The 15416-nt window shown below is 41.0% G+C and carries 13 protein-coding genes and 2 pseudogenes; 10 read left to right on the top strand and 5 right to left on the bottom strand.

Annotated elements, in window-relative coordinates:
* Window positions 1-31 precede the first annotated feature (31 nt).
* Window positions 32-991 carry a S8 family peptidase gene (locus ACR32F_RS24515; protein WP_440111649.1) on the bottom strand — a complete coding sequence of 320 codons (960 nt, stop codon included), beginning with the start codon at window positions 989-991 and terminating at the stop codon, window positions 32-34.
* 70 nt (window positions 992-1061) lie between these two features.
* Complete coding sequence (locus ACR32F_RS24510) at window positions 1062-2000, bottom strand: hypothetical protein (RefSeq protein ID WP_440111647.1); 939 nt, start codon at window positions 1998-2000, stop codon at window positions 1062-1064.
* 247 nt (window positions 2001-2247) lie between these two features.
* On the opposite strand from ACR32F_RS24510, the gene ACR32F_RS24505 reads away from it, so the two are divergent.
* The 6 genes from ACR32F_RS24505 to ACR32F_RS24480 all read left to right on the top strand — a co-directional run bounded on the left by ACR32F_RS24505 (window position 2248) and on the right by ACR32F_RS24480 (window position 7247).
* Window positions 2248-3351: a DUF262 domain-containing protein gene (locus ACR32F_RS24505; protein WP_440111645.1), complete on the top strand. Its 1104-nt coding sequence runs from the start codon at window positions 2248-2250 to the stop codon at window positions 3349-3351.
* The gene (locus tag ACR32F_RS24500; RefSeq protein ID WP_440111643.1) at window positions 3348-3509 is read left to right on the top strand and encodes a hypothetical protein; all 162 of its coding nucleotides are present in this window, start codon (window positions 3348-3350) and stop codon (window positions 3507-3509) included. The genes ACR32F_RS24505 and ACR32F_RS24500 overlap by 4 nt, the downstream gene beginning before the upstream one ends.
* A gap of 40 nt (window positions 3510-3549) precedes the next feature.
* Window positions 3550-4182 (top strand): hypothetical protein, encoded by a 633-nt coding sequence (locus tag ACR32F_RS24495; protein WP_440111641.1) that lies wholly within the window; start codon window positions 3550-3552, stop codon window positions 4180-4182.
* Window positions 4183-4276: 94 nt separating this feature from the next.
* Entirely contained in the window at window positions 4277-4546 is a 270-nt protein-coding gene (locus ACR32F_RS24490) for a hypothetical protein (RefSeq protein WP_440111639.1), read from the top strand.
* Between the two features lie 199 nt (window positions 4547-4745).
* Window positions 4746-5783 (top strand): ROK family protein, encoded by a 1038-nt coding sequence (locus ACR32F_RS24485; protein WP_440111637.1) that lies wholly within the window; start codon window positions 4746-4748, stop codon window positions 5781-5783.
* Between the two features lie 264 nt (window positions 5784-6047).
* Window positions 6048-7247: an MFS transporter gene (locus ACR32F_RS24480; protein ID WP_440120003.1), complete on the top strand. Its 1200-nt coding sequence runs from the start codon at window positions 6048-6050 to the stop codon at window positions 7245-7247.
* 135 nt (window positions 7248-7382) lie between these two features.
* Here the strand turns inward: ACR32F_RS24480 and ACR32F_RS24475 are convergent.
* Window positions 7383-7987: pseudogene (locus ACR32F_RS24475) on the bottom strand (DedA family protein).
* 25 nt (window positions 7988-8012) lie between these two features.
* On the opposite strand from ACR32F_RS24475, the pseudogene ACR32F_RS24470 reads away from it, so the two are divergent.
* Window positions 8013-8601: pseudogene (locus ACR32F_RS24470) on the top strand (alpha/beta hydrolase family protein); the annotation flags it as partial.
* Between the two features lie 219 nt (window positions 8602-8820).
* On the opposite strand, the gene ACR32F_RS24465 reads toward ACR32F_RS24470, so the two are convergent.
* Window positions 8821-9522: a MerR family transcriptional regulator gene (locus ACR32F_RS24465; RefSeq protein ID WP_440111635.1), complete on the bottom strand. Its 702-nt coding sequence runs from the start codon at window positions 9520-9522 to the stop codon at window positions 8821-8823.
* 150 nt (window positions 9523-9672) lie between these two features.
* Between ACR32F_RS24465 and ACR32F_RS24460 the strand changes: the two genes are divergently transcribed.
* The 3 genes from ACR32F_RS24460 (at window position 9673) to ACR32F_RS24450 (ending at window position 11663) form a co-directional block, all read left to right on the top strand.
* The gene (locus ACR32F_RS24460) at window positions 9673-10161 is read left to right on the top strand and encodes a DUF6022 family protein (protein WP_440111633.1); all 489 of its coding nucleotides are present in this window, start codon (window positions 9673-9675) and stop codon (window positions 10159-10161) included.
* Between the two features lie 64 nt (window positions 10162-10225).
* Entirely contained in the window at window positions 10226-11305 is a 1080-nt protein-coding gene (locus ACR32F_RS24455) for an SNF2-related protein (protein WP_440111631.1), read from the top strand.
* Window positions 11306-11318: 13 nt separating this feature from the next.
* On the top strand, window positions 11319-11663 hold the full coding sequence (locus ACR32F_RS24450; RefSeq protein WP_440111629.1) for a hypothetical protein: 345 nt from the start codon (window positions 11319-11321) through the stop codon (window positions 11661-11663).
* 562 nt (window positions 11664-12225) lie between these two features.
* On the opposite strand, the gene ACR32F_RS24445 is transcribed toward ACR32F_RS24450, so the two are convergent.
* Window positions 12226-15252: an ATP-binding protein gene (locus ACR32F_RS24445; protein WP_440111627.1), complete on the bottom strand. Its 3027-nt coding sequence runs from the start codon at window positions 15250-15252 to the stop codon at window positions 12226-12228.
* Between the last annotated feature and the right edge of the window lie 164 nt (window positions 15253-15416).

The following is a 15416-nucleotide window of genomic DNA, read 5'->3' as shown; positions in this document are numbered from 1 at the left end:
ATTTTATTTATTATTTTAAAAAATATAACAGTTATTTGGCTTGATTCACATATTTAATTATACTTTTAAAATCGATAAGTCCAAATCCATAGTGATCATCTCTTCCTTTTTTGCCTAAATCGAGCGAGGTTTCTTTAAAAGTTTCGACAAGCTTTTTTCCATCCATTTCAGGATCAATTGTTTTCAAGAGTACTGCCAAGCTTGATACTAAAATACTTGAGGCAGATGTACCAGATATAATCTGATTTTTACCCTGTTCGTCCATTAAAGATGTGGGAATATCAATCCCTGGGGCACTCAAAGTTATGTCAATATTAAAATTATTTGTTTGCACATAGTTATTTTTTTGGTCAATCGCCGCAACTGTGATAACTCCTTCATATGCAGATGGATATAATTTTTGACGTGTCATATCGTTACCTGCGGATGTGATAACCAATATGCCCCTATTAAGTGCTTCATTAATTAAATCCTTTAGTTTTGCATTGTTCTTATAGGTACCTATACTCAGATTAATAATATCAACGTTGTTTTCTAGTGCAGCGGATATTCCCTTATTTAAAGATTCAATTTCTATTTTTTGGTCTGTTCCAACATCAATTGAATATATTTTCAAATGGTTTCTTAGCAATTTTCCATCTAATGATGGGGTGTCTAAAAATTTACTTGTGCAAAATGCCGAGGTAATCAACGTACCATGTTTACTATCATTATCTTCTGATCCAGTTATTTTAATTTCTTCCATATCCATATTTTTCAAGCAAGAACTCGTTTTATCAGTGCCAGTGTCAATAATTGCAATGGATAAAGGTTTCATTGCAATTTCATCTTTTACTGGATAATAATTTAGATTACTGTATGGCCACTCTTTAATACTATCTGTCGCTAAAATTACCTCTATTTTATTATGAGGTTTCAAAATTAGAATAGCAAAACATATAATAATAGATATGATAATACAACTGTAAAAAATATGTTTAGATTTGATCATAAGTAACCCCACTTACAAAGTAATAAGTTATACGACAATATTCGTTGTCGTATAACTTATTATTGATTATTTAAATACCTACTCCATAAATACCAGCATAATAGTGCGAACCAATCAAAGAACAACGAATGCTTACATATTGTTCCCAAGTACTGTTCTGATTGACTGTGAAGGAGTATACTCCAGCCAAAGATACACTATGCGAAGCCGACAGCTTAAAGGAAGCTTTAGCCTCGTTTTGGGTCCAAATCTCTGGTTTTTTATAGTAATCGGTTTCAGTAATTTGTCCCTGTAAAGTGCAATCACCTACTTCAGAAATACCAACTGCTGCTCTTCCGCATGCTTCTCCAGTGAATTCAACGTGTTTTTGTCCGTTACTGACTTTAGTGATCTGAGTAACATAGATCTTTGAATAAGTTGTACCATCAAATTGCTTCAATTCAGCTGTGGCACTGAAATTACCATCTGAAGGCCAGTTTTTACTTGTCATCTCTTTTTGGTTAGGCAAAGCGTATACGTTTACATTATCCTCAGTAATCTCGTCAATTCTCTCTTGAGTTACTGTGAATTCAATCCAAGAGCCATCTTCAAATTCCAGCTTATCATTGGTAACTGTTGGATTCTTTTCTCTATACTCTTCAAACTCTTTCATACGTTCTTCATGAGTCAGAACGTTTAATTCTTTCTTTTCTTCGTAATCTTCTTGTAAGAAAGAAATATCTTCTTCTGGAAGTCCAACTGCTTTAGTTGAAGTCAGGCTTCTGATACTAGGATCTGTTGTAACAATAATTTGATCATTTCCATTCAGATCCAGGACTTGTCCAGTTTCAGCAAGTTGACTTTTAATTTTTTCATATTGTAATACTTTAGAGGCCTCAGACTCAGTTAAACCCTCGGTAATTAATTCATCGAGCTTTGTACTGGGGGAATTTAATTCTGTAGCGTTAGTAACAGGAGCTACTGACATAAGTAAAGAACATCCTAAAAGTATAGATATTATTTTCTTCAATATATTTCCTCCTATATTTGCAATAATTGCAAATGCGCATTTGCCGTTGTTAATCTTAACCCTGATACGTAAAAACTTAAATAGGTCAAAAAGTCTAAAAAATGTATTATTTTGTCGTTTTTTGATATTATACAAAAGGAGATCTTATTTATATTAAGATACATGCTATTTAATGGATTAAATCGCTGAGTCCAGTGTTATAATTATTTATTATTAATAGAAAATAAATATAGGAGGAATTTTATTTATGGATACACTCAAGACAAAGCTTGTTGAATTGCAACAACTTGCTAAAGAGAGGACTGTCAAAACCCAAAGTATAGAGTATGATTTAGAAACATTAGTCAAGAAAATAGAAAGAAAAACAATTAAACTCGATCCTGAATATCAAAGAAATCATAGATGGAGCGAAGAAACATCTTCTAAGTTAATTGAAAGTCTAATTTTAAATATACCGGTTCCTTTAGTTTACCTCTCTCAAGACATTGATGTTGATGATGAAGCAGATGATTTGGCAAGATACTCTGTAATAGATGGACAACAAAGGTTAACTGCAATTAATAAATTTATGACAAACGTTTTAGTATTAGAAGGAATGGAAGTGTTAAAGCCATTAAACGGATCTTTGTACAGAGACTTACCACCCTTTTTAATAAGAAGGCTGGAAGAACGGACAATCAAATGTCTAAGAATTGATTCAACACTTGATCCACAAGTTAAATATGACATATTTGAGAGGTTAAATTCCGGATCTGTTAAATTGGAAGCGCAAGAGTTGCGAAATGCAATTTATAGAGGTCCTTTTAATAAAATGATCAAGGAGTTAGCGGAAAATGAAGATTTTAGAATGCTAAACCAAGTTGATCTGGAAAGACCTGAATTAAGTAAAAAGGTTCAAAAAATGGAGGATGTTGAACTGGTTCTTCGCTTTTTTGCTTTACAGAATAATAATTATAAAAATTTAAGAGGAGGATTCAAATCATTTCTTTCAGAGTCAATGAGTGAGTTTAATAAACTATCTGAGGATCAACTAACTGGATTTAAAGATAAATTTTTGAGTACAATGAAATTAATAAGAGATCGATTTGGAGATCAGGCGTTTGCAAAGTATAGGTATGAAGATGGTAATTTTATTCAAATGTCTAAGTTTAATGCAGCTGTATATGACTCATTAGCTATAGCAGTAGCAGACATTATTGATCTTAATTCTCCTAACTTTTCATTGTTGAACAGGGAAACTTTCCGAAATTTGTTCAATGATAAGGATTATTTTGAAGCAGTTTCAGGAAGTGTTAATGACAAAGAAAAGGTCTCTACACGAATAGATGCAGTTAAGGAGTTACTAAAATGACTTCCGCGGAACATACCACAATTAATGATGGAGCGGAGGTTAGTACTTTCGCTTCCCTTTTTATTGAAGAATTAGAGGAACGATGGTCTGAAATAGATATATTAATAGAACAAATTAAATTACAAAGTAATGATGATGTAAAAGAATGTTCTTTGTAGATCGGCGGTAGCTCTGTTAGTTGCTCATATTGAAGGTTTTATGAAAGAAGCGGCATCAACATTAATAAGAGACTTAAACCAGTATTGTACTTTCTTGGACTTTCCAAAACGAATTCAAAAAACCTACTGCAGTTTGTTCTTGTCAACTATAAATGATAGTGGAGGCATCGATAATAGGATTCAGGGTAGGTTACTTGAGGAGTTTTCCAAATTAAATGCTCGTCTTACTGTCGAACCTTTTCTATTTGACAGAAATAAAAATCCATCACCGAGTGTAATTGAACTTATTCTTAATAATTTTGGTATCAAGGATTTTTTTAAGTTACTGCATAATTCAAAATTAGATGTTGTGTTTGAAAACAATATTTCTGAAACGAAAGAGCTTTTAACAGATTTAAAAGATTATACAAAGCAAGCAGTTGTAAGCTATCCATATAAAATTAATTTATTGGATTATCAAATCTTGATTAAAAATGGACAACTTTTAAGAGATGATTCATTGTGGGTAGTATTTATAGATGAGTTATTAAGAAAACGACATTCTATCGCACATGGAGCGAATTTTCAAAATGAGATAGCAGTAAAGGAACTAGAAGATGCAAGGATTAAAGTTCAGATACTGCAATACACAATTGCGTTAGTACTGTTTAACTCTTCGATTACGACTCTCTAAAGCTGCTCTTAACTTGATTTGTGAATGGTACGTCTTAGCGTACCGATTCAAGTTCATTTTTATGTTATCCTCTCCTTAACAAAGGAGTGGTGACATGACAAGTACCAACAGCGAAGAACTCTCTTCGCAGTACGCACAACTAGTCCAACAGGAAGACGATTACGTTAACCAACTGGTCACATGCAACAAACTCATTCTGGACGCCATGGACATCATTGCAAAGCGAGCAGGAGTGCTACACATGGACACGGTGAAACAGGCTGCGTACCATCTGCACGCCATGGAACAGGATCTAAACCGAAAGTTATTTGAAGTCCGACTGGAGAAGAGCATTTTGGCAAATCAAATGAGGCAGTCTACATAAAGTCACCTTAACAAAAGGACAGCGCAGGATCATATTAGATGATCTTGAACTGTCCTTTTGCCTTTCCATCCATACGTTTTTCGCTTCCAATTAAGCATTGACTTTCCTTCCAAATCCCCCTACACTTCAATTATTAAAATACTTTTAAAAACATTCATTGAATGGTTCGAAACGAACGAAAGGAGGCATACAACTAACCATGTTACCTACATCACACAACACCCAACAGGTGAAGCGTATCAACGTTGAACTTGTGAAGAACACACTCAGATCCATGGGCGTAGGCACGAAGGCTTCCATAGCGAACCTGACCAAACTAAGCGTAGCCACATGCGGCACAATCTTGAACGAGTTGCTTCAGACAGGCGAGATTATCGATCTGGGTCCAGACGAATCGAGCGGGGGAAGACCGGCGAGTCGGTATCAGTTTAATGCGGACTACGCAAGCGTACTATGCCTGATTATAAGAACGGAAGGAGGCATTCACTCGATCACACATACATATGCCAATCTGAACGGAGAGGTGGCAGACGAACAGACACTCTTTTTGGATGAGATTAATGTTACGGTGGTGGAGGAGTTAATTGCGGAACTGATCGAACGACATCACAATGTGCAGGCGATTGGTATCGGCATACCTGGGGTGGCACACAACGGCGTTATCGGGATTTGCGACGTACCGGAGCTGGCGGGTCAACCACTCGGGAAAAAGCTCAAGGAGAAATATGATGACGTGGAAGTGGTCATTGGCAACGACATGAACCTGACCGTCTACGGACTGTACAACCAGCAGCAATTTGAGGAAGAGAAGAACTTTGCGGTGGTGACTTTTCCGGAGAACCATTTTCCGGGTGCAGGCTTTATCATTGATGGTCGTCCGCTGACCGGGAATACGCAATTTGGGGGCGAGGTCTCCTTTTTACCTTTTGGCGTGTCACGGGAAGAGCAGCTGCGAATGTTAAAAACGCCGGAAGGGTTGCAGGAACTGGTCGTACAGACGCTGGTATCCATCATCGCGATCATCAATCCGGCTACGATTGTGGTTACAGGCGATACGATGGACCCGGCCATGCGAGATGGCCTGACGCAAGGTTGTCTGAATCGAATGATTCCACTGGAGCATATGCCGGAGTTGATCATTCAAAGAGATACTCGGCGCGAATATGTGACTGGGCTGGTCGCGGTGACGCTGGAGAGCCTGACCTACCGCATTCAGGTAATTGAGAAGCAATGGTAGACAACTACTTTTATAAAGTTAAGCAAAATATTTTACGCGATAACGGAGAGTGCGGAACCAATTTGAAGAACGCCTTTATCACTTTATTTTCCCCTTCAGGAAGGGAATCAGAAAAATACGGGGATAACAGCGGGCGGAAGATGGTACTGCAATCGTAGTAGTTATAGAGTGTAACAATCCTTTCTGAACACAATGGAGGAACTTATTTTGAATCAACAAGCAGGTACGCAAGGGAATAAGAAAAAGTTCAACAAGCTGTACGCCATGCAGCTGGCAACGATTTTTCTGGGATTTATCGTATTTGGCATATCGGAGAATATTAAGGGGCCAGCCATTCCGCGTATTCAATTCGACTTCAACCTGGATGAGAAACAGCTCGGGACGTTATTGTCCCTGAACGCACTGGGATACCTAATCGCCTGCTCGTTTACGGCTGTCCTGGTTCGCCTATGGGGGATCAAGGCGGTTAGCATTATCTCATTTGCATCCATGATCCTGTCGGGTGTACTTATTTATGTGTCTCATACCTATCCGCTCTTTGCTTCATCGTACTTTATCATGTACATCGGGAACGGCATGCTGGAGATTGCCTTGGCGATTCTGGGTGCGCGGATCTTTGTGAAAAACACTGGTACGATGATGAACCTGTCCCATTTCTTCTATGGGCTGAGTTCAACGGTGGCGCCTTTGCTGGCGACGGGTGTGATGTCCTTGACGGTATTTGGACACGAGCTGGACTGGCGCGGCATGTATGTCGTAATGTTGTCACTCTGTCTGCTGCCGATCATTGCGGCGTTGCGCAGCAAGTTTCCGGGGGATGATCTTGCTCATGAAGATCGGACCTCACTCAAGACGTTAACACGTGATCCAGCCATCTGGCTGATGGTGCTCATTCTTTCTTTTGGCGTGGTATCGGAACTTGCGGTTGGAGGTTGGCTCGTTAACTTTCTGGAGAAAGCCTATACGTGGGACACGGTCAAAGCATCCGGGCTGCTGTCTGCGTTCTTCCTCACGTTCTCGCTGGGGCGCTTGCTGCTTGGTCCGCTGACGGACCGGATCGGATTTGTATTGTCGCTGATTCTGTTCTCGGCCTTCTCGGGAGTGTGTACGTTCGTGGCGCTTGCAGGGGGAGAGCGTCTTGCGATTTTCTTTGCGATATCTGGCGCGGGAATAGCGATGATCTATCCAACAGTTATGGCGTTTATCGCACGCAGATATCCGAACGGCAGTGACACCGCGATTACGTTCACAGTTACCCTGATGGGGGTTGGTAGTGTCATCGGTAACTATGTGATTGGCTGGGTGATTGAAGGTGTGAAGAATCTGTACGGTTCAACGACTCAGTTGGGGCTGTTGCGCGGGCTTCAGGCGGGATATGGATTCATCGGTTTATGTGCGGTGATCTGTGCGGCATCGGGAGTAGTGTTGTATGTGTATTTGAAAAGACGACAGGAACTGATTTAGAAATCATTTGAAACGATTAAGCCCCGCCGATTTTCAAAATCGGCGGGGCTTTACATATAAATTAGATGAGTTTTATCATACGATTTCAAAAAATCAACATCAAACTGCGCATCTCATTTCCTTACTTAAACAAACCTATGACTCGCTTTGAGCCGTTCTTCTTTTCCAACGTTTCAGAAGCACATACAATCCAAAAGCGCCTAAGAAGATCGCCGCTGCTGGAATAATATAAGGCTTAACAATCTCGTCCACATGCTCCCATTGAGATCCCAATTTGAAGCCTAAGTAGATGTACAATGATGTGATCGGAAGCATGGCCAAGAATGTAAAGATACTGAATTTAAACACATTCATCTTCGCCATTCCACAAGGGATGGAGATCACGGTCCGAATGCCGGTACAAAACGTCCATAGAAAGCTACCCCGCTGCCATATTTCTCGAAGAACTTATCGGAAGCATCCAGATGGTGGGGGCGAATCAAGAAATACTTGCCGTATTTTTCGACCATTGGTCTGCCGCCGTATCGTTCCAGGGCATATAACGTCAGAGGTCCAAACGTTCCGCCTACGGTACCAGCCAGAATTGCCAGCCAAAGCTTCATATCCCCAAGATACACCCAGTATCCCGCCATGGGCAGCACAAGTTCAGCGGGTACAAATTCAAACGACAAGGCAATGACCAGACCTGCGTACGATAAATCTTTAAAAAAGAGTATAAATTGCGTGATCCATTCCGTCATGCTTTCCCTCCAAGAATCTACCTTCGTGGCAGTAATCGACCACACCTACAATACATTTGCAACCGAGTTTCCGGACGGTCGAATCACAAACAGCACAACCAACGACTTATTTTCGCACGACCAGGATTACCGGACGGGTAGAAGAATTCGCGACAAGTTGGGAGAAGTTTTAACCGACGATGTAACGTTTGCGCTTGACCAATTCGAGCTCATCCAATCCGGGCAGATTCTACACAGATGCAGAGCTTAACCGTATGGGCTCAACATGAGAGTGGGAGGATCAAGTAACGGAAGATAAAAAGTTGGAGCTTGAACGGATACGCGAAACGTTCGACGAAGGGGGACAAGTCCTCTATATCGAAAATACAGAGCATTTGAATTTTGCCGACGTACAGTTCATTTCTCCGATTTTCAACATGCTGGGCATTACAGGGAAGATTGCGCCCGAAAGAGCGAACTTCGCTATTAATGCATATATGCTGGATTTTTTCGATATGTATCTGAAAAATCAAGGCGGAATCTTAATGAAAGGACCGGATAGCCGCTTTCCGGAGGTGAAGTTCGTAACTCGCTATTATAAATACGGAACAGGCTACCGATTGTCGATTTTATGACGATCTAAACCCGCTCTTATAGATCAAACATTGAGAATGAAAATCAGGCATCGATTGAGTACACCAGCCAAAATAGCGAAAAAAAATTTGATTAATCGATTGGGTATTAGTCCTCGTCCACCTGGATCGATTCGTCTGCATTCGATGGTTGATTGGTCAGCGTTCCGGAGGCATTTCCGCGGAGAGAATGGCCAAACAACCATGAGCTTCGGTTATATCTTAAAAGTCTAGTGATCGTATCAATCGATGTAGGAAGTAGAGACCTCTTACCTGAAGATTAATCGTTTTGTTCAGGTAAGTTCGGATTTGTTCTGCAAGCTTGATCACCTGCTCAATGTTTTGGAATTCTAACAGTGCAATTGATTGCTTTAAGTGTACAGTCTCCTCGGAATAAACAGAACTTTGCAATATCTGGATCATCTTAATTTTAAGCAAGTGTGCTTCATTATATAGACGGTATTCGTTATCAGAGTTACGTTCAGTAGTGAACAGGCCACTTTTCTCCCAGTATCGAATCGCTGATTTAGGGACCCCCGTCCGTCTAGAGACCTCGTGGATGCGGAAGCGCTGGTTCAAGTCGAAAACTTGACCTTCGTCGGCATACGAATTCAACTCCTCTACCAGTTGTTCCAAACTTGCTTTTTCCTGATGCAGTTTGACCTCCCTTTCCCTAATGACCCACAATGCGTCATCCAACTCATTTCTTTGGAGACCATGTAGCACCTCAGTCGTCACGTCCATCCCGAATGCAGGGGCCATGGCTTGAATACATGCCAGATAGGCTTCATGCCTTCCCGTATACATGCGATAACCATTGGCAGAACGCTCAGCAGGAGGAATTAACCCCTTCGCTTCGTAGTTTCGCAACGTGCTAGCGCTTATCATAAATTTATTCGCCAGTTTTTTGGGTCGCATTCCCATGTTATCCCGCCTTTCTAATAAAAAGAACATTGAAACTATTGTAACGTTAACTCTACCCTTATGTTGATTTTATTTGAACTTTCCTAAAAAACCTTCCAATTGGCTTACATGTTGTATGATGAAGGCAATACAAATCAAGGAGGAATAAAAATGACCTTTAATCCAGTATTCCATTACGAGATGACAATCGAGGAGATTAGCCAGGTAGGCAATCGGTACATTGAATCGGCATGGAAGCCCTTGTATGACTCTATGCACGATCAACTAATGGTCGCTTTTCATGAGATCGAGGATGCTGTCTATGGGCTGTATTTAGACAAGCTGATGCCTCTTTTTTTTGATGGCCTTGAGGACGCGGGCTTTGAAGCAATGGAATCACTCGATGATCATGATTTCGTTATCGGAAAATGTTTACTATTTCGAAATTCGCTAGAAAAGTGGGGAACAGAGGAAAATAGGTCCAGGTTATTTTGGAATGTTGTACGTAGTAAAAAAAGCCAACAACCTATTGGAACTTTATTGACGGAAATACCTCATTCCCATCTGAAATTTGAGATTCCTACAGCACCTGTACTTTATTCGTTGAGGGAAATTGAGAGAGAACAGATCGTGCAAGGAATCCGACGTATTAAGGGATAGATCGAGATCGACGAACGCAGTGCCAGTATAAAATGATTCATTGGAAGGTGGGGTTGATTGAACGATGTATGGAAAACTAGAGCTAGTGAACGGAAAGTGGAAGTTAAGCGAAGTTCACCCGCATGTTGTAATTCGCTTGAAGCAGCTGTTTCCACGCGTTGCAATGAAACAAGCGGACACATTTTTGTTTTCGAACAGATCGAATATATGTGCGGATCTTGTCTGGTTTACTCAGCGTTTTCCGATGGAGATAACTTCTGAAGACAGGGCTAAGTTATTGCGTGGCCACGATAAGTTCTTTGAGAAGAAAGCGTACATGGAACAGATACTCACTCCTGATTATGACCCCATCTTACGCCCAGGCCTCAAACCTGGACAAAAGATTCGCCACTATCAATTACAGGCTATCGATCTGTGCTTGGAACGCCGTTCTCTGCTCCTCGGTGATGATCTTGGCCTCGGAAAGACGTACACAGCGGCTGGCATGTTGCTAGAACCGGATACACATCCCGCTGCCGTTGTCGTTCAGGCTCATCTCCAAGACCAATGGAAAGAGAAGATTGAATCCTTTACGGAGCTTATTGTTCATAAAATTGAAAGAACACGACCATATTCGCTTCCCGTTGCAGATGTTTATTTGTTCAAGTATAGCCAGCTTGCCGGTTGGAAGAACTTCTTTGCAGACGGGCACTTCCAATGTGTCATTTATGACGAAATCCAAGAACTTCGAACCGGTCTTACAAGTAATAAAGGAGAGGCCGCGAAAATTTTATCCGATGCAGCAGAATTCCGGTTGGGTCTTTCGGCAACACCGATTTACAACTACGGTACTGAGATTTGGAATGTCTTACAATTCCTCGACCCCGACCTATTGGGAACCTATTCAGAGTTTATTCGGGAATGGTGCAAGAATGATCGGAAAGTTCATGACCCGGTTGTACTAGGTAGCTTCCTTCGGGAGCATAATGTCATGCTCCGGCGGACGAAAAGAGAAGTTAGCCAACAGTTGCCCCCCCGTCAACCAGATCGTCGAGGTGGTCGAGCCCGATTTATCAAAGTTAAAATCGGTGAAAGCACAAGCAAAACAACTTGCCTTAAAAGCTTCCCAAGGGACATACCTGGAACGTGGTCCAGCAGCTCGTGAGCTGGACCTTTTGATGAGACAGGCAACGGGTGTGGCTAAGGCTGCAGGTGTTGCGCAGTATGCGAAACAGTTGTTGGAAGCAGGCACCCCCTGCTTCTTGTTGGATGGCATCGCGATGTTTATGAGATATGGCTTAAGGAATTGGCAGATTATCGCCCAGCTATGTATACGGGCAGTGAGTCAGATATTCAGAAGATCGAATCCGTTAGGCGGTTTGTTCAAGGGGAGACAAATGTATTCATATTATCGTTGCGTAGCGGTGCAGGGTTGGACGGTTTGCAGTATCGCTGCTCGACTATATTGTTCGGAGAGTTGGATTGGTCGCCTAAGGTACATGAACAAATCGTTGGTCGTTTAAATAGGGAAGGTCAAGAGGAAAAAATCACAGTAGTATACTTAAATTCAAAGGAAGGTTCCGATCCGGTAATGCTAGACGTATTAGGCTTGAAGCATGCCCAATCAGAAAAAATAATCGACCCTCACGACCTATCGAACACTAAGTCAATTCAAAAGCTAAACAAGACCCAAGCGCTTGCCAATCAGATTCGATAAAGGAATTGAATTGTACGAACACCCTTGTCGCTCCGGACAATGCAGACGAACTACCATAACGATTCTTCTCCGAATGACTTCCTACTGCTGGATACGAACAGGTCGATGGAATGGAATTTGAAATTACAGAGTTAAAGACGGACTTAATTTCGTTGAGCTATGGTTTGCAGATCAGGACAATAATTTAGGTGTGATTGTTAAAAACATCTTCTTTGATTATATTCAAATCAAATAGAGCAGTTTGCAAGTTGTCAACTGCTCTATTTTTCGTTTAGCCGTTAATGAACTGGATCAGCATAGTATGACGTATGAGCCACATAAGCCTTCCAAAAATGTTGGGAAGCATCATCCAATCTACAAGTGCTTTTTCAGTTTTTCATATGTGCTGAGTTCGGTACTATGAAGGATACCGTAGTTCCCCCACCAGGTGTACTTTGAATCGCTAAGCCTTGTCCATATATTTTTTTGAGACGACGATCCGTATTAATTATTCCCACCCCGGATGTCCCAGCTTTTTTCTTGCCATCCAATAGGGAAGAAAGTTTGGTCTCATCCATACCGACTCCATTGTCGTGTATGACGAATTTGATGCAGTTTTCTTCTTTCTTAGCTGTTATGGTTAGTTTTCCTCCGCTTGCCCGGTTCAATATTCCGTGACGAATTGCATTTTCAACGATAGGCTGTATCGTGAGTGGAGGAAGTTTAGCCTCCAGATGATCAGGCAGGTTCCATTCGACTTCCAAACGCTCTCCGAACCGTTCCTTTTCGATGTATAAATAGGTTCGTAGCAAATCAAGTTCATGGGAAAGGGGAACCAGACGCTCCAAATTTCTCGAATTAAAGCTTCCCTTCAGATAATCACCAAATGCTACGAGCAAGGCAATCATTCGATCTGGATCTAAGAGGCTGAGTGAAGCGATAGAATTGATCGTGTTGAATAAAAAGTGAGGCTGAATTTGAGCTTGGAGCCAGGCAGCTTCCATCCGCAGCTGCTCGTCAACAGATTGCTTGAAATGGATTAATGCACGGACTCTGGATTGTAGCTCTAACACTTCAACCGGTTTTGCCAAGTAATCATTAGCTCCTGATAGAAATCCAGTATGAATATCCTCAGGTCGGATTCTTGCCGTAAGCAGCAATACGGGCAGCTCGAAAATGGTGAATTTCTTACGGATCAACTCGGTAAGCTCATAACCGGACATCTCGGGCATCATGACATCCACAACAACCAGATCCCATTGGTTATGGCTAATTTGTTTGAGTGCCTTCTCAGCACTGTTCACAGTTGTAACTTCATAACTGTTCAGCTCCAGCAATGACTTTATAACCTTCAAATTGATGGCATCATCATCAACAATAAGGATAGACCCAGTGACACTCTCCATCTTGTATCCGTTCTCTGAAGAAACAGCTGCCTCACTATTTCCTTTCATCGTGTGTTGTATCTGAACGGGATGATCCTCTATGACGTTACCCTTATTTAAACCCTCTATAGATGTTGTTGTTGTTGTTGCCAGAGGAAGGTTAAAAGTGAAAATGGACCCTTTTCCCAAGACAGATTTCAGCTCCAATGTTCCGCCATGAAGTTCCACTAAATTTTTGCATATACTTAGCCCTAGACCTACACCGCTACCTTGAGAGGTGATACTCGAATCAGATTGTTCATAGGGGGAGAAGATTCTATGCTTCATCTCCTCGTTGATACCGATACCCGTATCCGCAATATGGATATAAACAGTCTCATTCAGGACTTCTGCACGAAGGGAAACACGGCCTTCCCTAGTATATTTCAGAGCATTATGCACTAAATTAAATATAATTTGAATAAGGCGGTTTTCATCTGCTGCCACGTTAGGCAGTGAATCGGGAATTTCATTCACCAGCTGCACGTTTTTATCCACCGTCATATAGTTAAGCATCTGGATTATGCCCCCTGACACAGCAGATAAAGAAACACTCGCTATATTTAGCGTGATCCGGCTGTCTTTGAGAAGAGTGATGTCTATCAGGTCATCGAGCAGATGTGACATACGTTGTCCAACTTTAGTGATCAGCATTAAATCTTCTTGGTCCATCGTATCCATCCTACTGTTCCTTCGAATGATAATGGATTGAGCTATATTAATGATCGCGTGTAGCGGATTTCGAAGTTCATGTGACGTATTAGCAAGAAATTCATCTTTCTGCTTGTCCACCTTTTTGAGCTCTGCGGCTTGTTTCTCAGCACGTATTGCCGTTTTGGTGAAGCGTACAAACCAGAAAGAGGCAAAAACAACAAAAGCCACAATAAGGTCGATGGCGTAGAAAGGTGGATCATTATCAAACCTAGACTTTAAAAATCCGCTGAATATCATATTGATTGAAACGGCAATTCCGGCAAGTAATATTGAAATTGCTGCTTCTTGGCCTGTCCTGACGGCTTGCCTTGAAATAATAGGGACAAGTAATATGGCCGAGAGCATAAAAATGGCAAGAATCTTAGATGTGTAATCTAACCAGGCAAGAGGGAAGAATAGGTTAATAGCTGCATAAGAATAAAAGAAAATAGAGAAGATAATGATCAGTTTCTTAAAACTATTAACAGACAGCAGATGCTTTGTACATAACACTAAACAGTATGAAAGGGCAGAATATCCAATGATTCTCATCCGTATTGCCCATTCAAAGTTTATAGGAAGCCATTGAAGCAGCATTCTGTCATCGTCCATCCACGTAACAATCAAGGCAAATATAATAATTCCGGCAAAATAAAAAAGCTCTTTCTTTCGATGGCCGACGAAAAGCAGGATAACGACATATAACATGTGGAGCAACAGAATAATGCCGACTAGCAGCTGCATGTTCTCACTATTATATTTTTCTTTCATGACTGCAGCTGAAGTTCCAAATTTGATGGATTGAATAATTCCGCCTTTGTTATGATAGTGGAAATTGCTGACGTGAATCACAATATCAATGTTTGACTGCTCCACTGTAAAGTTACCTGTATACGGTACGACCTTAGAGATCGTTCCAATTGAAGTTTCATCAGGGTGGCCTGATTCGTATAACAGGTTACCGTTAATATATAAGCGATAAGCAGTCTTAATTTCAGGAATATGAATGCCATAGGACGTATTCGATTTAGGCAAAGATACACGAAGTCGATAACTTCCAAAATTGGCTTCTGGACTCGTATCATTAAAAGTACCGGGAACCTTTGTTGGATTTGCAATACTAAGCCTGTCACTAAAGGATATACGGGGAGAAAGAAAGATATCGGGGTGAAAGTTCCATTGCCCGTTCAGTGTGATCGTCTGTCTATCATCAAATTGCCAACTAGATAAATCAAGTTCCCCTTGTACTGCATGAGGTTGACTTGGAGGAGAGTACTCCGTATACCACAACAGCCTCATTCCGATTAAAGCTGCTAAGTAAATTAGGATAAGCCATGTCAGCCTATGTTTTAATATGTTTTTCTTAATCTGAATGAATGATGGCAACATTAACAATCCTTTATCATACGGTATAGTGGACTAATAAAAAAACCAGACTCTCCTAAAGAATTGGCATAAGACAA

The sequence above is a fragment of the Paenibacillus hebaui genome (genome assembly GCF_051934385.1).
Classification (GTDB): Bacteria; Bacillota; Bacilli; order Paenibacillales; family Paenibacillaceae; genus Paenibacillus.
Note: the sequence above shows the minus strand (reverse complement) of the source record. Positions and strands in the feature narration are given on the sequence as shown.